Source organism: Pseudobutyrivibrio sp. UC1225 (assembly GCF_900115215.1).
Taxonomy (GTDB): Bacteria; Bacillota; Clostridia; order Lachnospirales; family Lachnospiraceae; genus Pseudobutyrivibrio.
Window position 1 is genome coordinate 170,252 of sequence record NZ_FOVQ01000004.1, and the last position, 21,766, is coordinate 192,017.

Genomic DNA, 21,766 nt, shown 5'->3' on the forward strand with positions numbered 1-21,766 from the left:
TACTATTTACTGCATTAGGATATCCATTATTGATGCAAAAACTTCATCACTTCGAACTTTCCAATTATTACAAAGGGTCTCTGCCATTTCCTTATTAGCTACGTGGAATGACAAATCCATTGTAGGCACATCGTCTTCAGTGATTCTAAGCTGTACCACATAGCCGCCTCTATCAGCCTTAAAATATGTAGCTTTATAGGAGTTTTCCTCCTTCATGGAAATAGAATTAGCTTTAAGATATTTATTAATATCCTTTGAGAGGGCTGGTGTAATTTTTTCCTTGAAAAGCTCAAGTGTCTTCTTACCATCCTCAGTAATAGAGTAGGTAGTGTTGTTGTGATTTGTAACTGACTTTATAAGCCCTGCATCCTCATCATCACTTATAGCCTGCTGGGCTGTAAAATAATCTGTTAAATCTCCCTCAAGGAAGAAATCAGTAATCTGGCTATTGCTAAGCGGGAAACCACTTCGATGAAGTAATTCTAGTATTGTTATCTTGTATATCATGGTTGGTTCTGCCATGGTGTCCCTCCTGAAAAAAACTTACTTTAGACCAAGGCCTTAATTGCGTGTGATACTGCTACAGCCACACGTGGATCGAAGGCTTCTGGCAGGATAAACTCGTCACAAAGCTGACTCTCATCAACGAGATTTGCTATAGCATTTGCTGCTGCCAGCTTCATCTCCTCTGTGATAGCTGTGGCACGAGCCTCCAAAGCACCCCTGAAGATACCTGGGAATGCTACTACATTGTTTACCTGATTTGGGAAATCAGAACGACCTGTACCAACAACTCTCGCACCTGCTGCCTTTGCCTCGTCTGGCATAATCTCTGGTGTTGGATTTGCCATAGCAAAAAGGATAGAATCCTTTGCCATTGAAGAAACCATTTCCTTTGAAACGATTCCTGGTGCTGAAACACCAACAAAAATATCTGCTCCTACAAGTGCATCTGCAAGTGTACCTGTCTTATGAGAAAGGTTTGTAACCTTTGTCATTTCCTTCTGCATCCAGTTAAGATCTGGATAATCTGGACCAATGATGCCCTGACGGTCACACATTGTAACATCCTTGAAGCCATATGTTAAGAGAAGCTTTGTAATTGCAACACCAGCTGAACCTGCTCCGTTAACAACAACCTTACATGCTTCCTTATCCTTCTTTACTACCTTTAAGGCATTAATGATACCTGCCAAAACAACAATAGCTGTTCCGTGCTGGTCATCATGGAAAACAGGAATATCTAATTCCTGCTTTAAACGCTCCTCAATCTCAAAACATCTTGGAGCTGAAATATCCTCAAGATTGATTCCACCGAAGGTAGGAGCAATGGCCTTTACTGCTGCTACTATCTCATCTGGATCCTGAGTACTTAATACTATAGGGAATGCATTAACACCACCAAACTCCTTAAACAGTACACATTTGCCCTCCATAACAGGCATTGCTGCAAGTGGCCCGATATTTCCAAGTCCTAAAACTGCTGAACCATCTGATACTACCGCTACTGTGTTAGCCTTTAATGTGTAGTTGTAAGCCTCCTCGCTATCCTCTGCAATGATTCTGCAAGGTGCCGCTACACCTGGAGTGTAAGCAATGGATAAATCCTCCCTGTTTCTAACAGGTGCCTTTGATGTGGTCTCGATTTTACCATTCCACTGCTTGTGTAAAAATACCGCTGTTTCGTCTACTGATGCCATATTGCTCTCCCTTCATAATACCTTATGCTGTAAAACCAAAATATATTATATGACTCTCTTGCGAATAACCATATCGATGTAATCATCATTACACTTGGTATGGGCAAACATATTCAAGATAGTCTCTATAGCGTCTTCCTTGCGAGCACTATTTATAGCTCGTCGCATAATTTCCATAGCATCTAATTCCTTGCGAGAAAGAAGTAAATCCTCTCTACGTGTACCTGATGCTGTGATATCAATAGCTGGGAATATTCTCTTCTCTGAAAGCTTTCTATCGAGAATGAGCTCCATGTTACCAGTTCCCTTAAATTCCTCGTATACAACATCATCCATCTTAGAACCAGTCTCAACAAGAGCTGTGGCAAGAATAGTAAGGCTGCCGCCCTCTCTCATGTTTCTTGCTGCACCAAAGAACTTCTTTGGCATGTGAAGTGCTGCTGGATCAAGACCACCTGAAAGTGTACGTCCTGATGGCTGAACTGTAAGGTTGTAAGCACGTGCAAGTCTTGTGATGGAATCAAGAAGAATCATAACATCCTGACCATGCTCAACAAGTCTCTTTGCTCTCTCGATAACCATCTCAGAAACACGTCTGTGGTGCTCTGGACTTTCATCGAAGGTTGAATATATAACCTCTACATTCTTGCTGTTTCTCATAGTGTCCTTCATATCTGTAACTTCCTCAGGACGTTCATCGATAAGCAAGATGATAAGATGCATATCTGGGTGTGAATAATTAACCGAAGTAGCAACTTCTTTTAAAAGTGTGGTCTTACCTGCCTTAGGCTGGGCAACAATCATACCACGCTGTCCCTTTCCAATAGGGCTCACAAGATCAACGATACGCATTGCTACAGAACTCTTCTGACGCTCTAAACGAATTCTCTCATTAGGGAAAATTGGTGTAAGGTCCTCGAAGTTTGGTCTTCTGCAGGCTGCAGCTGGATCGTAGCCGTTGATGGTATCGATTATCATAAGAGCTGCGAACTTATCAGTTGGATTATTGAAACGCTTCTTTCCAATGATAATATCACCAGTCTTAAGATTGAATTTCTTAATCTGTGACTGAGAAACATAAACATCCTCAGTGCCAGGCATGTAGTTATCGCAACGAATAAATCCGAAGCCGTCACTCATAACCTCCAAAATACCGCTGGCAGAAAGAAGTCCATCTGTAGGAATATCCTGAGGTACATTTTCGTTTCGCTCTACCTTCTCAGATTTTTCCATCTTTTCTGGACGTTCTGTGCGTTCTGGACGCTCTGGTCTCTTAGGGCGCTCTGGTCTAGGCATTCTTTCGTTCTCTGCCTTAGCTGGAGCCGCTTTTGACTCTGTCTCCTTTGCTGGAGTTTCTTTAGATGCTGCTTCTTTTGCGTCGATTTCGTCCTGCGCAAGCATAGCTTCTACTAAATCGGCTTTTTTCATAGAGGAAACGCCTTTTATCCCTCTAGCCTTCGCCAAATCACGTAGCACCGCAACCGCTAAACTCTCATATTTTTCTCTCATTTAACTCTCCTTAAATTTATAATTAAACAAATTATTTACGTCATGGAATTAAAAGTCGAATCGACTAATGAATTATACCTTGATGATAAATGAATTATATACTCTGATTAAGGCAAAAACAAGGACTTCAAGAATTTTTTGCGAAAAAATTCTTGAAGTCCAATATTATTTTATTCCTGAAGTGACTCCATAATAGGTGGGATGAGCTGCTTCTTTCTAGAAACAACACCCTCTAAAATGTAGCTGTCATCAGAAACTGGTAATCTAAATGCATCAGCAATAATCTTATCAGCATCATCACCAACAAAGAGAAGCTCTGTTGACTGATTAAGAATATCTGTAAGCATGCAGAATACTGCATCTAAGTCTGAAGAATCCTTTAATGTGCCCATGTAGCTCTTGATTCCATCCTTGATAGAATTGAGCTGGCCCTTAGAAATTGAGCTAACCTGTGCAACACCAAAGTTGATATCTCCGCTGTTGAAAATCTTGTAATCTGTGTGGAAGATCTGATCTGGAGTCTTATCCTTGAAATCACTTCCAGCTTCAAACATTGATGTAGCAAGCTCAACAACATCAACACCTGCGATATCAGCAAGCATTCTAGCCTTTGCCTCATCTACAGGAGTACATGTAGGTGAACGGAACATAAGTGTATCTGAAATGATAGCTGAGCAAAGCACACCTGCGATATGCTTTGGAATCTCAACACCCTTTTCCTCATACATCATAGAAACGATTGTTGCTGTAGAACCTACAGGCTGGTTTCTAAAGTAGATAGGTGAAACAGTCTCTAATGAGCCAAGTCTGTGGTGATCGATAATCTCAAGTACCTCAGCCTGATCAAGACCATCTACGGCCTGTGACTTTTCGTTGTGGTCAACAAGAATAACCTGCTTCTTCTGCATATTTAAGAGAAGACGACGTGAAACCATTCCAACATAGTGTCTGTTCTCATCTAAGATTGGGAAATCGCGGTGACGAACTGACTTCATGATTTCGCGAACATCATCTACATAATCATCTAACTCAAAGCTAACAATGTCGTCCTTCTGCATGAACTGACGAATTGGCATTGACTGGTGAATAAGGCGGGCAACAGTGAAAGTATCGTACTCTGTTGTGATAAGTACACACTGGTGCTCCTCTGCGAGTCTGATAATCTCAGGCTCAACATGGCTTGCGCCGCAAACAACAAGACAGCTACATCCAGCTTCAATACAGATAGCCTGACGAGCTGTGATGTTACCAACGATTGCTAAATCATCTACGTTGATATCATCCATAAGGTCCTCACGGTTGCTTGAAGCAATTACAACCTGTCCCTTAACAAAATAAGCGTGTGGATTACCTGTAACAAGGTTTCCGTTTAATGTGCCAATGATATTGCTGTACTGTGTTCTGGCACGTGAAAGGATGCTATTGTCGTAAATATCCATATATGAATATGCGATATCTCCGTTTACGATAACTCCTTCAAGCTTTCCTGTCTTTCCTACTACAGGAAGTGTAGCTACATCTCTCTCAAGCATAAGCTCCCATGCTTTCTTAAGGGAAATGTGACCATCAACTGGCTCAAGACGACGATATTCGATATCTGTCAACTGAGCGCCAACATCCATAACTGTCTCTGGCTCTTGGATGTTGAATCTTTCCAAAACGTAGCGGGTCTCCTCGTTGAGTTGACCCGCCTTTTTAGCTTCGTAAATAGTGCCATTATTTGATGTGGCGTTTTTCAGATATGCGTAGGCTACAGCTGCGCAAACGCTATCTGAGTCAGGGTTTTTGTGTCCAATAATATAAACCGTATTCGGCATAGTACCTCCGTTAAAATAAAACTATCTTATAAAATTCCAAATGAAAGTAATAAACCCGCAATACCAACCCCAAGATTTGCAGCAAGAAGAACTATTGCTGCAATAATAAGCTTCTTAAGTGAGCTATAATGCTCTAAAGCTTTCACTGACTGTTCTTCGCTCTTATCGTGCTCCTTAAGGAGATCCTGAATCAAGCGATATAAATGAACTGATTCAGAATGAGTTTTCTCTGAAAGCTCGCTCTGAATAATATCAAGGCCTTCTGAAACATTTTTAAGAGTATCCTGAAGATTTCTGTTATGTGTTTCATAGGACTCTTGATTATCGTTCACTTGGCCCTTAATGTCAAGTTCTAATTGATCCATATTGTTCTTAACAACCTGCATCATTCTGTCAACCTGAGTCTCAACATCAGCAACCAAGCTGTCTGCTTCCTCTTGTTTTTTATTAAGTTCATCCTGAAGCTGTAAATTAATAGCCTCTTTCTCCTGAACAAGAGCTTCAAGCTCAGCAGCCTTCTGTTCCTTTGCCAAAATAAGCTGCTGAAGCTGAGTAGCCTTCTCGCGAAAGGCATCAATCTGTGAAAGTAATAAATCCTCGCCATTATCGAGCTCGATAGATGTAACGTTTACCTCTGGCTGTGAATCCTCAGTAGAAGTTACGTCATCAAGTTCGATCTCCTGTACATTTAATTTTTCCATAGCACATCTCTCCTTAAAAATGGTTAGAAAGTGAACTTGTCTGCAAAGTAAGCATCTAAGTCTGCGATAGCGATACGCTCCTGCTCCATAGAATCACGGTGACGAATTGTAACCATGTGATCTTCCTCAGAGTCGAAATCGTATGTGATGCAGAATGGTGTTCCGATTTCGTCCATACGACGATATCTCTTACCGATAGTTCCTCTGTCATCAAATTCACAATTATATTTCTTTGAAAGCTCTGCAAATACCTTCTCAGCGCCTTCATTAAGTTTCTTAGAAAGTGGAAGTACACCAATCTTAACAGGTGCAAGTGCTGGGTGGAAGTGAAGAACTGTACGAACATCACTCTTTCCATCCTTACCAACTTCTTCCTCATCATATGCTGCACAAAGGAAAGCAAGTACTACACGGTCTGCACCAAGAGATGGCTCGATAACGTATGGTAAATACTTCTCATTTGTCTCATCATCAAAGTATGTAAGATCCTGACCAGATACATTCTGATGCTGTGTAAGGTCGTAATCTGTACGGCTGGCAATACCCCAAAGCTCGCCCCATCCGAATGGGAATAAGAACTCGATATCTGTAGTGCCTGTAGAATAGAATGAAAGCTCCTCTGGATCGTGGTCACGAAGACGCATCTCATCTTCCTTCATGCCAAGTGAAAGTAACCAGTCACGGCAGAAGCCTCTCCAGTACTGGAACCACTCATCCTGTGAGCCCGGCTTGCAGAAGAACTCAAGCTCCATCTGCTCGAACTCACGTGTACGGAAAGTGAAGTTACCAGGTGTAATCTCGTTACGGAAAGACTTACCAATCTGGCCTATACCAAATGGAACCTTCTTACGAGATGTACGCTGTACATTCTTGAAGTTTACGAAAATCCCCTGAGCTGTCTCTGGGCGAAGGTAAACTGTATTCTTAGCATCCTCTGTAACACCCTGGAATGTCTTGAACATAAGGTTGAATTCACGGATGTCTGTAAAGTTGTGCTTTCCACATGTAGGACATGGAACATTGTTGTTCTCGATGAATTCCTTCATCTCTTCCTTTGTCCAACCATCAACTGAACCCTTAAGCTCGATGTTGTTCTCAGCTGCAAAATCCTCGATAATCTTGTCAGCTCTGAAACGCTCGTGGCACTCCTTACAATCCATAAGAGGATCTGAGAATGAGCCAAGGTGACCTGAAGCAATCCATGTCTGTGGATTCATAAGAATAGCACAGTCAACACCTACGTTGTATGGATTCTCCTGAACGAACTTCTGCCACCAAGCTTTTTTAACATTGTTCTTAAGCTCGACACCAAGATTTCCATAATCCCATGTATTAGCAAGACCACCGTAAATCTCAGAGCCTGCATATACAAAGCCTCTTGCCTTTGCAAGAGCAATGATTTTGTCCATTGTCTTTTCCATAATTATTATTTCCTCTCTATATAAATATATATTTATTTATTATTTTGCTGTGTATACGATATACACTAAATCTGTGGCATCGTTGTTTCCATCAGCCTGTGAAATGCCAACTGTATGATCATCAAGAACCTCTGTAGAAGTATCTGATACATATGTAATTTTTCCTGGGACTACTACATTAACATTTTCCTTAACAATGGCAACCTTTGAGCCTGCAAATGTGCTGTCAGCATCCATTGTCTGACCTGTAGCCTTTGATGTTCCATCTACAATAGAAAATGTTTCATTAAAATCATACCCTGCTGTAACGGCACCCTCGTAGGAACCATTATAAGTGCTATAAGAACTAAATGCTGCATAACATTCAGCATCTTTATAGGTAGTTTTAACGTAAACCTGCCCTTTTCTGAAAGTAATTCTCTTTAGTGAAATGGATTTACTGCCATATGACTCATTAAAGTCTTTGATTAAATTCTGAGTGTATTTCTTGAATTCTGCCTTTGAATAAGTCTGTGTATCGAAATCTGTAACCTCTTCGAATACCACCTGACCATCCTGTGTAAATGTAATAGTGGACTTATCTGCTGCTCCGCCTGATGCGATGAGAGCTCCACCAAACTTAACAACTAATGTTACAAGCAGTGCAAGTAACGCTGCGCAAATAACACCGAAAATAATACGGTTGCGCATTACTTCTCTCTGTCTTTTTTTACGTCTGGCTGCCTGAAGTTCCTTCGCAGCAACCCCCTGTCTTGTTGGACTAGTGGCATTTCTACTTCTCATACCACCTTTTCCTCCAGCAGGTCTCCTTTGTGTCATAAAAATTCCTCGCTTTTGTATTTGTGCGCTCTATAGTTTAATCTATAAGCGGACAAAATTCTAGTAAATTCTTCTTCCGTTTCATTATTCAGTACAAAAGTATACAACTTTTCTATCTTAGATGAAACAATGAATTGCATAGTATAGAGGGTTGACGCTGAAATATCCGTACCTGCCTCCAAATTGCCACACTCACGACAAAGCATTCCATGTCGTTTAATGGAAAACGTGGTAAGATTTTCCTTTTTTCCACAACTACAACACTGGAAAACATTTGGATATTCACCATCTATTACCCATGTCTTTAAATCATAGATGTTTTTCAATAATCTAAGGGAAAACTTTCCCGATTCCAACGCCTTTAGACTCTGATATAAAAGTGCAAGTCGCTGTCTCTCATCTACTCCTTCAACGGAAAGATAATCCGCTACCTCCAAGAAATAAGAACCAAGGCAAACCTTTTCATAATCCAGTACCAAATCTCTGAAATAATTTGTGATATTAGTTTTTGAAATATGGTAGGAGTTCCGCCCTTCAAAGGCCTCGAAAGTACCGAAGCAAAATGGAGAACAGGCGGCAACCATTGGGTTATTTGGCCTTCTCGCTCCCTTGGCAAAAGCTGTCACCCTGCCTGATTCTTTGGTAAGAATCACAAGTCTCTTATCAAATTCTCCCACATCAGAGCTGGAAAGCACTATTCCAGTAAGGGTAACCAGTCCCATTGATTATAAGTCCTCTTTTTTGTATCCAAAATTCTTCAGCTCGTAATCGCTGTCTCGCCAATCCTTCTTAACCTTAACAAAGAGCTTAAGATTAACCTTAGCATCTAAAAGCTTCTCAATTTCGTAGCGGGAATTAGTACCAATCTTCTTAATCATGGCACCACCCTTTCCTATGATAATGCCCTTGTGAGAAGTCTTCTCGCAAATGATAGTAGCTTCAATATCCCACATTGCCTTCTTACCTGTACGTTCTTTCATAGTATCAATAGCAATTGCTATACCATGAGGAACCTCGTCATTAAGGGCATGAAGTGATTTCTCTCTGATAATCTCTGCGGTGATTTCTCTGAGAGTCTGGTTTGTAACTGTCTCCTCGTCATAGAAAGCAGGTCCTTCTGGAAGATGCTTAAATATAGTAGAAAGAAGATCGTCACAGCCCTCACCGTGAAGAGCAGAAACTGGAACAACCTCGATGAAATCGCACAAATCCTTAAAGGCCTGAATTGTCTCTCCAACTTTTGCACCGTCAGCCATGTCGATTTTGTTGATAACTAAGATAACTGGCGCATCTACTGTGGAAAGAAGCTCTGCGATTTTCTTATCTCCAGCTCCTACCTTTGTATCTGGCTCAATAAGCCAAAGAATAAGATCCACATCGTTGATTGTGCTCTTGGCAGCAGACATCATGTACTCTCCAAGCTTATTCTTTGCCTGGTGCATACCTGGTGTGTCAAGAAATACAATCTGACCAACCTCTTCATCTGTATAAACAGTCTGAATGCGGTTTCTAGTGGTCTGTGGCTTGTTGCTGGTGATAGCAATCTTCTGACCAATAATGTGGTTCATAAGTGTGCTCTTTCCAACATTTGGACGACCTACAATTGTTACAAATCCCGATTTAAAATTACTCATACTTTTCCTCTAATATAAACTTTCTATTGAACTAAACAATTCACTATTTTGATTTATCACATTTTCATTACCGACTACGCAGATATGGTGCTGAGCTACGGCTGCATCAATTGGTGCTGCCAGTGCTCTGATATCTTCTACTGTAGCATCAAGGACTTCATCACGAATTTTCTGAAGATCCTCAAGCTTTAGCTCTGACATGTAACAGCTCAAGCCCCTAAGTCCTCTCTGGGAAGGTGTAAGAGGTGTATCCATTCCGCTGATAGTTCCAATAATGTATTTCGTCATGTCTCTGTCATCAGCTTCGAAGGCTCTCAGGTAATCTCCTGTCTCCTCAAATACCTTTAAGGTCTCTGTAAGATTTGGATCGCGGTATGAAACAAAGGCCAAGTCACCCTGACGACTAAGCATCATGTTACATCCATACGCACCCCCCTGAACTCTGACCTTAATCCAGAAATAATCGTAACCAAGAATGGTACCTAAAATCTTAAAGGCGCCATTATATTCAAAGCCAGCCTTTCTGAAATCGCCAGCCATGGCTACGTACTGAATCTGCGAAGCATCTTTAAGCGCCTCTTTTACCTCATGCTCCTCAAACTTAAAGCCACCGAAATCATATTTCTCCTCTGAAAGAAGTGGTTTAATCTCTCCCACTAATCTCTTTGCCTGACTGAGTACCTCGCTCTTTCCGGTAGAGGATACAATCAATCTTGATTTAGAGAAGATATATTTACTTAATAAATTTAATTTAGATATAACTTCATCTTTTCTGCTGTCAAAATTCTCTTCTAAGTCCACTAAGAAGCGATAGAAGGAAATTCCACTGCCAGCTTCTGAGATAGCTGCCTTCTTTGAGAAACCACATCTGGCTCTTGTTGCAGCAATCAAATTACCTCTGCCACTGATATTTGATTCCATGTGAGATTTCTCAGCTATAATAAGCTCTTTCAAACGCTTCTCATCAGAGAAATCTGTGTGAAGAAGCATCTCCATTGCCAAATCTTTAGCAGCATCTGCCTCATCGTAGATAAACTTAGAACGAACCTCGAAGGTCATTCTACATTCATCCTTTGTATTATTCACCTCATAAATACCGGTGTTTGTAGTGATACCACCAGTATGGAGATACATCTCATTAGTGAAATCAGTGTATGTGTAATTCTTTGTGTCCATCAAACCGATGAAGCGTTCCAGCATAGACACATATGGAATCCACTCAGCACTAATATCACTGATATCGAACACCATGTTAAAGTAATGTATTCCATTAGTGCTAACCTTATGATGAAGCAAGGTAGTGCCATCCTCATCATAAACTGCCAAATCTATAGGACGAGCATTTCTTCTAAGATCTAAGCGTGAAAGCATTGGAATCTTCTCTAAGTCCTTCTTTGAAGAAGGAGTCTCCTGATATTCCTTTAAGTAAGCTGTATGCTCTACGATTTTCTTAATCTCATCCTTAGAAAGCTTTGATTTTACATATGCTAAATGCTTCTTCAGCTCTTCATCATCGGCACCTGTAAGTCCCTGCTTTGGACGAAGTGTAACAATTGATTTATGGTTGTTAGAAAGAAGATAAACATCAGCAATATAATCAAATAGTCCGTTCTCAACTCTAGATTTAATTTTCTCCAATACCTCAACAGAATGAAGATGTAAGAATGGCTGGTTCTTATCGTACAGCCAGCTGTCTAAAAGCTGAAGACCAATAATAAGTCCCTTTGGTGCACTACCGAAGTCCAACTCTCTTGCTCTAAACTGTTCTCCGTTAATGGAAGCAAAAAGAGTTTTCTTATCAATACCCTTTTTGATTTCCTTCTCAAGAGTGCTCTCAATAATATTAACGAACTTATCCTTATCCTCTTCGTTGGCTCCACGAGCTACGATGCTAAAGAACATCTGACGCTGTGAGGACTCAAAAGAACACTCTACATCCTCAGCGATATTAGCATCAATAAGTGCCTGGTAAAGTGGAGCGCCTGGTGCAGAAACTAAAGCGTAATTTAATATATCAAAAGCGCGGTACATATTAGGATCTAAAACATCGCCGATACATACGTTGTAAGAAAGATAAGCGTTGTTCTCGATTTCCTGATCCTCGGCAATAGAATAATCAATAGTCTTCTCCACCGGCTTATCAAAAGGCTTCTGCATCTGAATCTCAGAATCTACCTCGAGATAATCATAGTAGCGGAGATATTTTGTATCTAAATACTCTAAAAGGTCATCTATATCAACATTACCATAGACATATATATATGAATTGCTTGGATGATAATACTTGCTGTGGAAGGCAAGGAAATCCTCGTAGGTAAGATTAGGTATTTCCTTTGGATCTCCGCCTGACTCAATAGCATAAGTAGTATCTGGGAAAAGCGAATTCAAAATCTGCCGATTGAGAACATCATCTGGCGAAGAGTATGCACCCTTCATTTCGTTGTAAACGACACCATTAATTGTTAAATCGCTGTTCTCATCTTCCATCTCATAGTGCCAGCCCTCCTGCTCAAATATCTCACGATACTTGTAGATATTTGGATGGAAAACTGCATCCATATATACATCAATGAGGTTCATATAATCGTTGTCATTGGTGCTGGCAATTGGATATACAGTTTTGTCTGGATATGTAATGGCATTAAGGAAAGTATTAAGGCTTCCTTTTACCAACTCAACAAATGGGTCCTTAACAGGATATTTGTCTGAACCACAGAGAACTGTGTGCTCAACAATATGTGCTACACCAGTAGAATCCTTAGGTGGTGTTCTAAATCCTACATAAAAAACCTTGTTATCATCGTCATTTGAAATAAAACAAATTCTAGCCTTTGTCTTCTTGTGTTCAAAAATAAATCCGAGGGAATCCAGCCCCTCAAGCTTTTCTTCCTTTAATAATTCATATGCTTTGTTCATTAATTAGTATTACCCCTTCTAGTCCCTTCTAATGTTACTCAAAATTTTCCTATAAATCTTTCTTTATATGTACATCAAGCTGATTAAAGCAAATCTCGATACCAGCTTTATCAAATCTATTTTTAACTTCCTCTAATACTGCCCATTTTGTAGGCCAGAAGTATTCTGTCTCCACCCAAAAACGAAGTCCTATCTGAACTGCGCTATCACCAAGTTCAGAAACGAAAGTCTGAATTGGCTCTGATGTAATGATGTGGTCCTGCTTTTCAGCAATCTCCATCATAATCTCTTTTGCCTTTTTAATATCACTGTCATAGCTGATTCCAACTGTCTCATTAAACATTCTTCTTGTCATAGAAGTGCAGTTTGTCAGAGAAGCCGATGAAAGTGTACCATTTGGAATCTGAACCATACGGCCATCTATCATTTTAAGAGTAGTGTAGATGATATTAATCTTCTCTACTTTGCCTTCCTGACCTGTTGCATGCTCAATAATATAATCTCCAACTCTAAATGGGTGCATCAAAAGAATAAGCACGCCGCCTGCAAAATTAGAGAGCGCCCCCTGCAAGGCAAGACCGATGGTGACACCGAGACCTGCTACCGCTGCAGATATTGATGTAGTGGTAACTCCAAATAATCCTAATATGATAGTAATTAAGATAATGTAGAAAATCCATTTAAGAACTGATTCTAGAAATGTCTCAACTCCTGGATCAACATCACGAAGATTCATAGCCTTATGAAAAAGCTTTATGATTCCTTTGATGATTTGTGTACCTATTATAAAAACAATAAGCGCTAATACTGCGCACCAAAAGAAACTCCAAAATTTAGGAATTAAATTTTCTATCTGCTGCTGAAGAACACCTTTTTGAATATCTTCCACTAATTCCTCAGCTGTTACAGGGGTAGCTTCCAATAATAACATTTATTATTCCTCCCTACTTACAATCCGTAATATTATAGCACAATGCCATCAAAAAAACACCTTGTTACACTCTCAAGCCTTAGATATTACTCCGCTCAGCTGAAGAAAGCTTCGCTTGAGTAACACTAAGAGCTTGATAGTTACAAGGTGTTTTATAAAATTATTTCACTCTATATTTTATGGATGAATAATCCACTACGCAGTTTTGGCTCAAACCAGGTACTCTTAGGTGGCATTAATAGTCCTGCATCAGCCACATCAAACAGTTCCTGAATACTGGTTGGATACATAGCAAAAGCCACTTTGCAATCACTATTACAGCGACGTTCCAATTCCTCCAAGCCTCTTATACCACCGACAAAATCAATTCTGTCGTCTGTTTTAGGATCTGTGATGCCTAAAAGTGGCTCTAAAACAAGATTTTGAAGAAGAGATACATCAAGTCCTTCTACCGGGTCATCCACCATAAGCTCAGACTTAACCTTGCATAAATACCAGGTTCCCTCTAAAAGCATGCTCCACTGACCTTTTTTTCTTGGTCTGATTGGACAATCCGAAGTTTCTAAAATTTCTACGATTGAATCAAGCTCCTCTAAAAGCTCCTCTGGTGCAAGTCCATTTAAATCCTTTAAAACTCTGTTATAATCGTAAATCTTAAGTTCTTCATCTGGGAAGAGCACTGACAAAAAGAAATTAAAATCTTCTTTTCCTGTGTAATTAGGATTCTCAGCTCTGCGCTTTAATCCTACTTTCACAGCACTGGCTGCACGATGATGACCATCAGCAATGTAGATGCTGTCCATCTTATCAAAAGCTGTGGCAATCAAAGCCTTATCCATCATCCTATCAATAACCCAGCATCGATGTCTGATCCCATCTTCCGCTGTAAAATCATATACTGGCTGGCGGCTCTTTATCTTTGAAACTACTCCACTGATGGTAGAATCCGCCTTGTATGCCAAAAATATTGGTCCTGTCTGAGCGCTACAGGTATCCACGTGTCTGATTCTGTCCTGCTCTTTTTCCGCTCTTGTATTTTCATGTTTTTTAATTACAGAATTCTGATAATCATCAATAGATGAGCATGCGACAATTCCAGTCTGCGAGCGACCATCCATGGTGAGCTCATAAACATAATAAAAATCATCAGCATCCTGCATAAAGCGGCCATCACTAATCCACTGATTTAGCATATCTGCCGCCTTGTTATAAACAGCATCAGAATACATAGCTACATCCTCGGCAAACTGTGTTTCTGGTCTGTCGATTGAAAGAAATGAATTTGGCTGTTCCTTTACCTTCTCGTAAGCTTCTTTTCTGCTATAAACATCATAAGGAAGGGCTGCTATAACAGCAGCCTCTTCCTTAGTTGGACGTATAGCCTTAAATGGTAATATCGTCGCCATTTTTATTTAACCACCCTTACTTTTATTACTCCTTCTACCTTCTCGATTTCTGATACAACTGAATCGCTAAGCTTTGAGCCTAAATCAAGGAGTGTATACGCATAGTCGCCACGGCTCTTATTTGTCATATCTTCAACGTTAACATTGTCGTTACTAAGAATTGTAGTAAACGAAGCAATAAGACCGGCTTTATTCTTGTGAAGAATAGCCACACGAGACTCTGCAGAGCAGATTCCCATATCGCATTCTGGATAATTTACTGAATGAGTAATGTTTCCATTCTCCATGTAATCCATTACTTCCTTAACTGCCATAACGGCACAATTATCCTCAGCCTCCTCTGTAGAAGCGCCAAGGTGAGGTGTACAGATAACACCCTTCTTACCAGCAACAGTTGGATTTGCAAAGTCTGTTACGTAATGGCGAACCTTTCCTGCCTCGATGCCGTCAAGTACAGCTTTCTCATCAACAAGAAGATCACGGGCAAAGTTAAGAATAACAACACCCTTCTTCATCATCTGAACAGCCTCTTTATTAATCATGCCCTTTGTTGCATCAAGAAGTGGTACATGAACTGTAATGAAATCGCACTCTCTATAGATGTCCTCAACGTTAGTAACGTGCTTTACATTTCTAGAAAGATTCCAAGCTGCATTTACAGAAATGTATGGGTCATAACCAAGAACTTCCATACCAAGACGGTTAGCATCGTTAGCTACCTTTACACCAATTGCACCAAGTCCGATAACACCCAGCTTCTTTCCAGCAATCTCTGTACCAGCGAAAGCCTTCTTAGCCTTCTCTGCAGTCTTGCCAATGTTCTCATCATCCTTGTTATCAAGTACCCAGTTGATACCGCCAACAATATCACGGCTTGCAAGAAGCATTCCAGCAAAAACAAGCTCCTTAACACCATTTGCATTTGCACCAGGTGTATTGAAAACAACAATACCTTCCTCAGCGCACTTATCAAGTGGAATATTATTTACACCTGCACCAGCACGAGCAACACATGCAAGCTTGTCACCAAGCTCGATGTCATGCATAGCAGCTGAACGTACTAAGACTGCATCTGCGTCGCTGATGTTCTCAACCTTCTTATAGTCTGTAGAGAAGAGCTCTAAGCCCTTGTCAGAAATTGGATTTAAGCAATTAAAAGTAAACATTAGGCATTCTCCTCCTCAAACTTCTTCATAAACTCAACAAGCTTCTCAACACCTTCGATTGGCATTGCGTTGTAGATAGAAGCTCTCATACCGCCAACAGTTCTGTGTCCCTTAAGGTTTACAAATCCTGCTGCTGTAGCCTCCTTTACAAACTTAGCATCAAGCTCTTCGTTACCTGTAACAAAAGGAACATTCATAAGTGAACGGTCTTCCTTTCTAACAGTACCCTTGAAAAGCTTTGAAGAATCAAGGTAGTCATATAAAATCTTAGCCTTCTTCTCGTTAAGCTCCTTCATCGCTGTAAGTCCGCCATTCTTAAGAAGCCACTTGAACACCTTGCCGCAGATGTAGATATCATAGCATGGAGGTGTGTTGTAAAGGCTGTCGTTGTCTGCCTGTGTCTTATACTTAAGCATTGTAGGTGTGCCTGGAAGAACATCATCACGGATAAGATCCTCACGGATGATAACGATAACCATACCTGCTGGTCCTACATTCTTCTGAACACCACCATAGATGATGCCGTACTTTGTTACATCAACTGGCTCAGAAAGGAAGCATGAGCTAACGTCTGCTACCAAGTCCTTACCCTTTGTATTTGGAAGAGTTTTGAACTTTGTGCCGTAGATTGTATTGTTCTCACAGATATATACATAGTCCATATCATCTGTAATAGGAAGGTCCGAACAATCTGGAATATAGCTGAAGGTCTCATCTGCTGAGGATGCAAGCTCTACAGCCTCGCCGTACATCTTTGCTTCCTGAAATGCCTTCTTAGCCCACTGACCTGTGATAATATAACCAGCCTTCTTATTCTTCATAAGGTTCATAGGAATAGCTGCAAACTGTTGGCTGGCTCCACCCTGAAGGAAAAGAACTTTGTAATTGTCAGGAATGTTCATAAGCTTTCTGATGTCAGCTTCTGCATCTTTGATAATCTCATCAAAAACCTTGGAACGATGGCTCATCTCCATAACTGACATGCCACAGCCCTTATAATCAAGCATCTCATCTGCTGCTTCCTTAAGAACCTCCTCAGGCAATACTGCTGGTCCTGCACTAAAATTGAAAACTCTGCTCATTACAATAAATCTCCTTTCGTCGGCCTTCGGCCTCCTGATGTTCAAAATCTTCACTCCGTTCGATTTTAAACATCACTTTCTTTAAAGAACTCATTAATAGGTGCTCCCGGTGCTACCATTGGCCATACTTTGTCATCGCTGTCGATGATACAGTCAATAAGCACTGGCTTATCGGATCGAAGTGCCTCCGATAACGCCTGGGAGAATTCCTCCTGAGTTGTTACGCGTACGCCTGTGCATCCCATAGCCTCTGCAAGCTTGACATAATCTACCCCATCGTCAAGTACAGTTGCTGAATAATGTTTGTTGTAGAACAAAGTCTGCCACTGTCTAACCATTCCAAGTACATGATTGTTTACAACAATTTCTATAAGAGGCAACTTTTCTCTGCTTGCTGTTGCCAATTCGTTCATGTTCATTCTGAAGCAACCATCACCTGCAATGTTGATAACTGTCTTGTCAGGATTTCCTGTCTTAGCGCCGATTGCTGCACCAAGGCCATATCCCATTGTTCCAAGTCCACCTGATGTAAGAAGCTGATGTGGTTTCTTATATTTGTAGAACTGTGCTGCCCACATCTGGTGCTGACCGACCTCTGTAGCAATGATTGCATCACCCTTTGTCTGACGGTAAACCTCACTCACAAGGTATGGACCTGATAAGCCTTCCTTTGGAACCGTAAGAGGATACTTTTCTACAAGAGCCTTTGCGCTCTTCATCCATGACTCATGACTCTGCTGTTCAAGAATTTTATTAAGTCTTGAAAGAGTCTCTTTAACATCACCGATGATTGCATGGTCTGTCATGATATTTTTATTAATCTCAGCTGGATCTACATCAAACTGAAGAATCTTAGCCTTTGCTGCAAATTTTTCAGGATTTCCAAGAACTCTGTCTGAGAATCTTGTTCCAATAGCGATAAGCAAATCACAATCAGAAACGCTAAGATTCGATGCCTTTGTTCCATGCATGCCAAGCATTCCAAGGTATCTCTCATCTGTACCGTTGAAAGCACCTTTACCCATAAGTGTGTCGCAAACTGGTGCATCAACTAAGTCTACAAACTTCTTTAAATCCTTTGATGCGTTCGCAAGAACTGCACCACCACCTACGAAGATGACTGGTTTCTTAGATTTCTTAATAAGTTTTACTGCCTCATTTAAAGCCTTCTCTGTGATGTCTTTCTTAACTCGTCCTGCTGGAATTGGCTTCATTGGCATATATTCATATTTATTTGTAGGAGCTGTAACATCCTTTGGAACATCGATAAGTACAGGTCCTGGACGACCACTCTTTGCAATAAGGAATGCACGGCGGATTGTCTCAGCCAAATCACTGATGTCCTTAACGATGAAATTATGCTTTGTAATTGGCATGGTAATACCGGCAATATCAATCTCCTGGAAAGAATCCTTACCAAGAAGAGGTAATGTAACATTGCATGTAAGGGCAACAATTGGAACTGAATCCATGTGAGCTGTTGCAATACCTGTTACAAGGTTTGTTGCTCCAGGACCACTTGTTGCGAAACACACACCAACCTTACCTGTTGCTCTGGCATAACCATCTGCTGCGTGAGCAGCCCCCTGCTCATGGCTTGTAAGCACATGATGAATCTCATCCTTGTGCTTATAAAGCTCATCGTAAAGATTAAGGATTGCACCGCCTGGATAACCAAATACTGTGTCAACTCCCTGCTCTTTTAAACATTCTATAATTATTTCTGAACCACTTAATAACATTATTAAACCTCCGGTGTCTGTAAAATTGCACCTCTATTTCCTGAAGTAACCTGTGCAGCGTATCTTCTTAAATATCCTGTAGTAACACGAGGCTCGCGAGGCTGCCACTTAGCCTTACGTGCAGCAAGCTCTTCATCGCTAACCTTTAAAGTCATTGAATAGTTTGGAATATCGATTGCGATGATATCGCCTTCCTCTACAAGTGCGATTGGTCCGCCTACAGCTGCCTCTGGTGAAACGTGTCCGATGGAAGCACCACGGCTTGCACCTGAGAAACGCCCATCTGTAATAAGCGCAACTGATGAGCCAAGTCCCATACCTGCAATTGCTGATGTAGGATTAAGCATCTCTCTCATACCAGGGCCGCCCTTAGGTCCCTCGTAGCGGATGACTACAACATCACCTTCTACAATCTTTCCACCCTTGATTGCTGCGATTGCATCTTCCTCGCTATCGAATACTCTTGCTGGACCTTCGTGAACAAGCATCTCTGGAACAACTGCACTTCTCTTAACAACTGATCCGTCTGGTGCAAGGTTGCCCTTGAGGACTGCAAGTCCACCAGTCTTTGTATATGGGTTGTCCACAGGTCTGATAACCTCTGGATTTCTATTTACCGCATTTTTAATATTCTCACCAACAGTCTTGCCTGTAACTGTCATGCATTCTGTGTTGAGAAGTCCGATGTCAGCAAGCTCCTTCATAACAGCCCAAACACCGCCTGCCTCATTAAGGTCTTCCATGTAAGTAGGACCTGCTGGCGCAAGGTGACAAAGGTTTGGAGTCTTTTCTGAAATAGGATTTGCAAACTCAATATCAAAATCAAAGCCAATCTCGTGAGCAATTGCTGGGAGATGAAGCATTGAGTTTGTAGAACAACCAAGTGCCATATCTACTGTAAGAGCGTTAAGAACAGCTTCCTTTGTCATAATCTGACGAGCTGTGATGCCCTTGTTATACATATCCATAACAGCCATACCAGCATGCTTCGCAAGACGAATTCTCTCAGAGTAAACTGCTGGAATTGTGCCGTTTCCACGAAGTCCCATTCCAAGAGCCTCTGTAAGGCAGTTCATGGAATTTGCTGTGTACATACCTGAACAGCTTCCGCATGTAGGACATACATTCTCTACGAAGTTCTCTACCTCTTCCTCTGTCATGTTGCCTGCTGCATGTGCGCCAACAGCCTCAAACATAGAAGAAAGTGAACGCTTCTGACCGCCTACGTGACCTGCTAGCATAGGGCCGCCTGATACGAATACTGTTGGAAGATCAAGACGAGCTGCTGCCATAAGAAGTCCTGGTACGTTCTTGTCACAGTTTGGCACCATTACAAGTGCATCAAACTGATGAGCAAGTGCCATACACTCTGTAGAATCAGCAATCAAATCTCTTGTTACTAGGGAATATTTCATTCCGATATGTCCCATGGCAATACCATCACAAACTGCGATTGCTGGGAAAACTACTGGAACACCGCCTGCCTCGGCTACACCAAGCTTTACAGCATCCACGATTTTATCAATATTCATATGGCCTGGTACTATCTCGTTGTACGAAGATACAATACCAACCATAGGTTTTTTCATTTCTTCCTGAGTAAATCCTAATGCATTGAATAAGGATCTTGCTGGTGCCTGCTGCATACCAGCTCTGGCATTATCACTTCTCATTATTAAACTCCTCCAAATTTATAATCTTTCTACGATTAAATCTCCCATTTCTACGGTACCGACCTGTGTTACGCTGCTTCCATCGCGAGGCATAATGTCGATTGTGCGGTAGCCATCCTTCAGTACCTGCTTTACGGCTTTTTCGATGGCATCTGCTTCTGCATCCAAATCAAAGGAATAGCGAAGCATCATAGCTGCTGAAAGGATTGTAGCGATTGGATTTGCAATACCCTTTCCAGCAATATCTGGTGCACTTCCGCCTGATGGCTCGTAAAGACCAAACTTTGTATCATTTAATGAAGCTGATGAAAGCATCCCGATGGAACCGGTAACCATAGAAGCTTCATCGCTCAAAATATCTCCGAACATGTTCTCAGTAAGGATTACATCAAACTGGCGAGGATCCTTAACCAGCTGCATTGCACAATTATCAACAAGCATGTGCTCGTAGGTAACCTCAGGATAATCCTTTGCAACCTCTTCCACGATTTTGCGCCAGAGTCTTGAAGAATCAAGAACGTTTGCCTTATCCACTGAAGTAACCTTCTTGCGACGCTTCATTGCAATGTCAAAGCCACGCTTTGCAATGCGGCGAATCTCCGACTCGCTGTAAGTAAGGCTGTCACGTGCAACTAGCTGACCGTTCTCCTCTTTTGTGGAACGCTCTCCAAAATAAAGACCACCTGTAAGCTCACGCATAATCATCATGTCGAAGCCATCACCTATGATGTCATCTCTAAGTGGGCATGCTTCCTTTAATTCATCATATAAATATGCTGGACGAAGATTTGCGAAAAGATTTAGACTCTTGCGAAGCTTTAACAGACCTGCTTCTGGACGCTTGTCTGCTGGTAGCTTGTACCAAGGGCTGGTAGAAGTGTTTCCGCCGATAGAACCCATAAGAACCGCGTCACTTGCAAGGGCAGCCTTGATTGCATCATCAGTGAGAGGCTCACCACATGCATCAATTGAGCAACCGCCCATAAGAATTTCAGTGTACTTAAACTCATGTCCATATTTCGTTCCGATTGCATCGAGAACCTTCACCGCCTCAGTGACAATCTCTGGACCAATTCCGTCTCCTCTAATTACGCCTACATTGAAAGTCATGATAATATCCTTCCCTTATAAAAACCATTTTTAATAGTTTAATACAGTAAAGTGTGAAATTCAAGAACGAGAACCCCATTTTTACATCTTTGACAAATTAGCCTAAATACTTCTAAAATATATCAGAAGTGTTAGTAAA

The 21,766-nt window shown here is 41.2% G+C and carries 17 protein-coding genes; all 17 read right to left on the minus strand.

What is annotated here, in order from left to right; all coding sequences use genetic code 11:
* Positions 1-6 precede the first annotated feature (6 nt).
* The 17 genes from BMZ41_RS07310 to leuB all read right to left on the minus strand — a co-directional run bounded on the left by BMZ41_RS07310 (position 7) and on the right by leuB (position 21,627).
* Positions 7-522: a DUF4364 family protein gene (locus BMZ41_RS07310; protein ID WP_090528221.1), complete on the minus strand. Its 516-nt coding sequence runs from the start codon at positions 520-522 to the stop codon at positions 7-9.
* A 26-nt stretch (positions 523-548) separates the two neighbouring features.
* Positions 549-1,700, minus strand: a complete 1,152-nt coding sequence (locus tag BMZ41_RS07315) for an NAD(P)-dependent malic enzyme (protein ID WP_090528224.1) — start codon at positions 1,698-1,700, stop codon at positions 549-551.
* A gap of 45 nt (positions 1,701-1,745) precedes the next feature.
* The gene (gene rho / locus BMZ41_RS07320; protein WP_090528227.1) at positions 1,746-3,209 is read right to left on the minus strand and encodes a transcription termination factor Rho; all 1,464 of its coding nucleotides are present in this window, start codon (positions 3,207-3,209) and stop codon (positions 1,746-1,748) included.
* 170 nt (positions 3,210-3,379) lie between these two features.
* Positions 3,380-5,026 carry a putative manganese-dependent inorganic diphosphatase gene (locus BMZ41_RS07325; protein WP_072913579.1) on the minus strand — a complete coding sequence of 549 codons (1,647 nt, stop codon included), beginning with the start codon at positions 5,024-5,026 and terminating at the stop codon, positions 3,380-3,382.
* Positions 5,027-5,052: 26 nt separating this feature from the next.
* Positions 5,053-5,727 (minus strand): hypothetical protein, encoded by a 675-nt coding sequence (locus BMZ41_RS07330; RefSeq protein WP_090528230.1) that lies wholly within the window; start codon positions 5,725-5,727, stop codon positions 5,053-5,055.
* Positions 5,728-5,750: 23 nt separating this feature from the next.
* The gene (locus BMZ41_RS07335; RefSeq protein ID WP_090528234.1) at positions 5,751-7,148 is read right to left on the minus strand and encodes a glycine--tRNA ligase; all 1,398 of its coding nucleotides are present in this window, start codon (positions 7,146-7,148) and stop codon (positions 5,751-5,753) included.
* 39 nt (positions 7,149-7,187) lie between these two features.
* The gene (locus tag BMZ41_RS07340) at positions 7,188-7,931 is read right to left on the minus strand and encodes a hypothetical protein (protein ID WP_143002006.1); all 744 of its coding nucleotides are present in this window, start codon (positions 7,929-7,931) and stop codon (positions 7,188-7,190) included.
* 32 nt (positions 7,932-7,963) lie between these two features.
* Entirely contained in the window at positions 7,964-8,689 is a 726-nt protein-coding gene (recO, locus tag BMZ41_RS07345; RefSeq protein WP_090168155.1) for a DNA repair protein RecO, read from the minus strand.
* A gap of 3 nt (positions 8,690-8,692) precedes the next feature.
* The gene (gene era, locus BMZ41_RS07350) at positions 8,693-9,601 is read right to left on the minus strand and encodes a GTPase Era (protein ID WP_090528237.1); all 909 of its coding nucleotides are present in this window, start codon (positions 9,599-9,601) and stop codon (positions 8,693-8,695) included.
* Positions 9,602-9,610: 9 nt separating this feature from the next.
* The gene (locus BMZ41_RS07355) at positions 9,611-12,517 is read right to left on the minus strand and encodes an insulinase family protein (RefSeq protein WP_090528240.1); all 2,907 of its coding nucleotides are present in this window, start codon (positions 12,515-12,517) and stop codon (positions 9,611-9,613) included.
* Between the two features lie 49 nt (positions 12,518-12,566).
* Positions 12,567-13,448 (minus strand): mechanosensitive ion channel family protein, encoded by an 882-nt coding sequence (locus tag BMZ41_RS07360; RefSeq protein WP_090528243.1) that lies wholly within the window; start codon positions 13,446-13,448, stop codon positions 12,567-12,569.
* A gap of 170 nt (positions 13,449-13,618) precedes the next feature.
* The gene (locus tag BMZ41_RS07365) at positions 13,619-14,854 is read right to left on the minus strand and encodes a DUF1015 domain-containing protein (RefSeq protein ID WP_090528246.1); all 1,236 of its coding nucleotides are present in this window, start codon (positions 14,852-14,854) and stop codon (positions 13,619-13,621) included.
* Between the two features lie 2 nt (positions 14,855-14,856).
* Entirely contained in the window at positions 14,857-16,020 is a 1,164-nt protein-coding gene (locus BMZ41_RS07370) for a phosphoglycerate dehydrogenase (RefSeq protein ID WP_090528249.1), read from the minus strand.
* On the minus strand, positions 16,020-17,102 hold the full coding sequence (serC, locus tag BMZ41_RS07375; protein WP_090528253.1) for a 3-phosphoserine/phosphohydroxythreonine transaminase: 1,083 nt from the start codon (positions 17,100-17,102) through the stop codon (positions 16,020-16,022). Before serC ends, BMZ41_RS07370 begins: the two co-directional genes overlap by 1 nt.
* A 65-nt stretch (positions 17,103-17,167) precedes the next feature.
* Positions 17,168-18,844: a biosynthetic-type acetolactate synthase large subunit gene (gene ilvB / locus BMZ41_RS07380; RefSeq protein WP_090528256.1), complete on the minus strand. Its 1,677-nt coding sequence runs from the start codon at positions 18,842-18,844 to the stop codon at positions 17,168-17,170.
* A 2-nt stretch (positions 18,845-18,846) separates the two neighbouring features.
* Positions 18,847-20,517 (minus strand): dihydroxy-acid dehydratase, encoded by a 1,671-nt coding sequence (gene ilvD / locus BMZ41_RS07385; RefSeq protein WP_090528259.1) that lies wholly within the window; start codon positions 20,515-20,517, stop codon positions 18,847-18,849.
* Between the two features lie 18 nt (positions 20,518-20,535).
* Positions 20,536-21,627 (minus strand): 3-isopropylmalate dehydrogenase, encoded by a 1,092-nt coding sequence (gene leuB, locus BMZ41_RS07390; RefSeq protein ID WP_090528262.1) that lies wholly within the window; start codon positions 21,625-21,627, stop codon positions 20,536-20,538.
* Positions 21,628-21,766 lie beyond the last annotated feature (139 nt).

What these genes read in the sequence shown, in the direction of transcription:
- BMZ41_RS07365 (WP_090528246.1), bottom strand. Translation starts at nt 14,854, where the DNA reads ATGGCGACGATATTACCATTTAAGGCTATACGTCCAACTAAGGAAGAG.
- BMZ41_RS07315 (WP_090528224.1), bottom strand. Translation starts at nt 1,700, where the DNA reads ATGGCATCAGTAGACGAAACAGCGGTATTTTTACACAAGCAGTGGAAT.
- BMZ41_RS07355 (WP_090528240.1), bottom strand. Translation starts at nt 12,517, where the DNA reads ATGAACAAAGCATATGAATTATTAAAGGAAGAAAAGCTTGAGGGGCTG.
- BMZ41_RS07360 (WP_090528243.1), bottom strand. Translation starts at nt 13,448, where the DNA reads ATGTTATTATTGGAAGCTACCCCTGTAACAGCTGAGGAATTAGTGGAA.
- BMZ41_RS07325 (WP_072913579.1), bottom strand. Translation starts at nt 5,026, where the DNA reads ATGCCGAATACGGTTTATATTATTGGACACAAAAACCCTGACTCAGAT.
- ilvD (WP_090528259.1), bottom strand. Translation starts at nt 20,517, where the DNA reads ATGAGAAGTGATAATGCCAGAGCTGGTATGCAGCAGGCACCAGCAAGA.
- BMZ41_RS07370 (WP_090528249.1), bottom strand. Translation starts at nt 16,020, where the DNA reads ATGTTTACTTTTAATTGCTTAAATCCAATTTCTGACAAGGGCTTAGAG.
- leuB (WP_090528262.1), bottom strand. Translation starts at nt 21,627, where the DNA reads ATGACTTTCAATGTAGGCGTAATTAGAGGAGACGGAATTGGTCCAGAG.
- recO (WP_090168155.1), bottom strand. Translation starts at nt 8,689, where the DNA reads ATGGGACTGGTTACCCTTACTGGAATAGTGCTTTCCAGCTCTGATGTG.
- era (WP_090528237.1), bottom strand. Translation starts at nt 9,601, where the DNA reads ATGAGTAATTTTAAATCGGGATTTGTAACAATTGTAGGTCGTCCAAAT.
- BMZ41_RS07310 (WP_090528221.1), bottom strand. Translation starts at nt 522, where the DNA reads ATGGCAGAACCAACCATGATATACAAGATAACAATACTAGAATTACTT.
- BMZ41_RS07335 (WP_090528234.1), bottom strand. Translation starts at nt 7,148, where the DNA reads ATGGAAAAGACAATGGACAAAATCATTGCTCTTGCAAAGGCAAGAGGC.
- ilvB (WP_090528256.1), bottom strand. Translation starts at nt 18,844, where the DNA reads ATGTTATTAAGTGGTTCAGAAATAATTATAGAATGTTTAAAAGAGCAG.
- serC (WP_090528253.1), bottom strand. Translation starts at nt 17,102, where the DNA reads ATGAGCAGAGTTTTCAATTTTAGTGCAGGACCAGCAGTATTGCCTGAG.
- BMZ41_RS07340 (WP_143002006.1), bottom strand. Translation starts at nt 7,931, where the DNA reads ATGAGAAGTAGAAATGCCACTAGTCCAACAAGACAGGGGGTTGCTGCG.
- rho (WP_090528227.1), bottom strand. Translation starts at nt 3,209, where the DNA reads ATGAGAGAAAAATATGAGAGTTTAGCGGTTGCGGTGCTACGTGATTTG.
- BMZ41_RS07330 (WP_090528230.1), bottom strand. Translation starts at nt 5,727, where the DNA reads ATGGAAAAATTAAATGTACAGGAGATCGAACTTGATGACGTAACTTCT.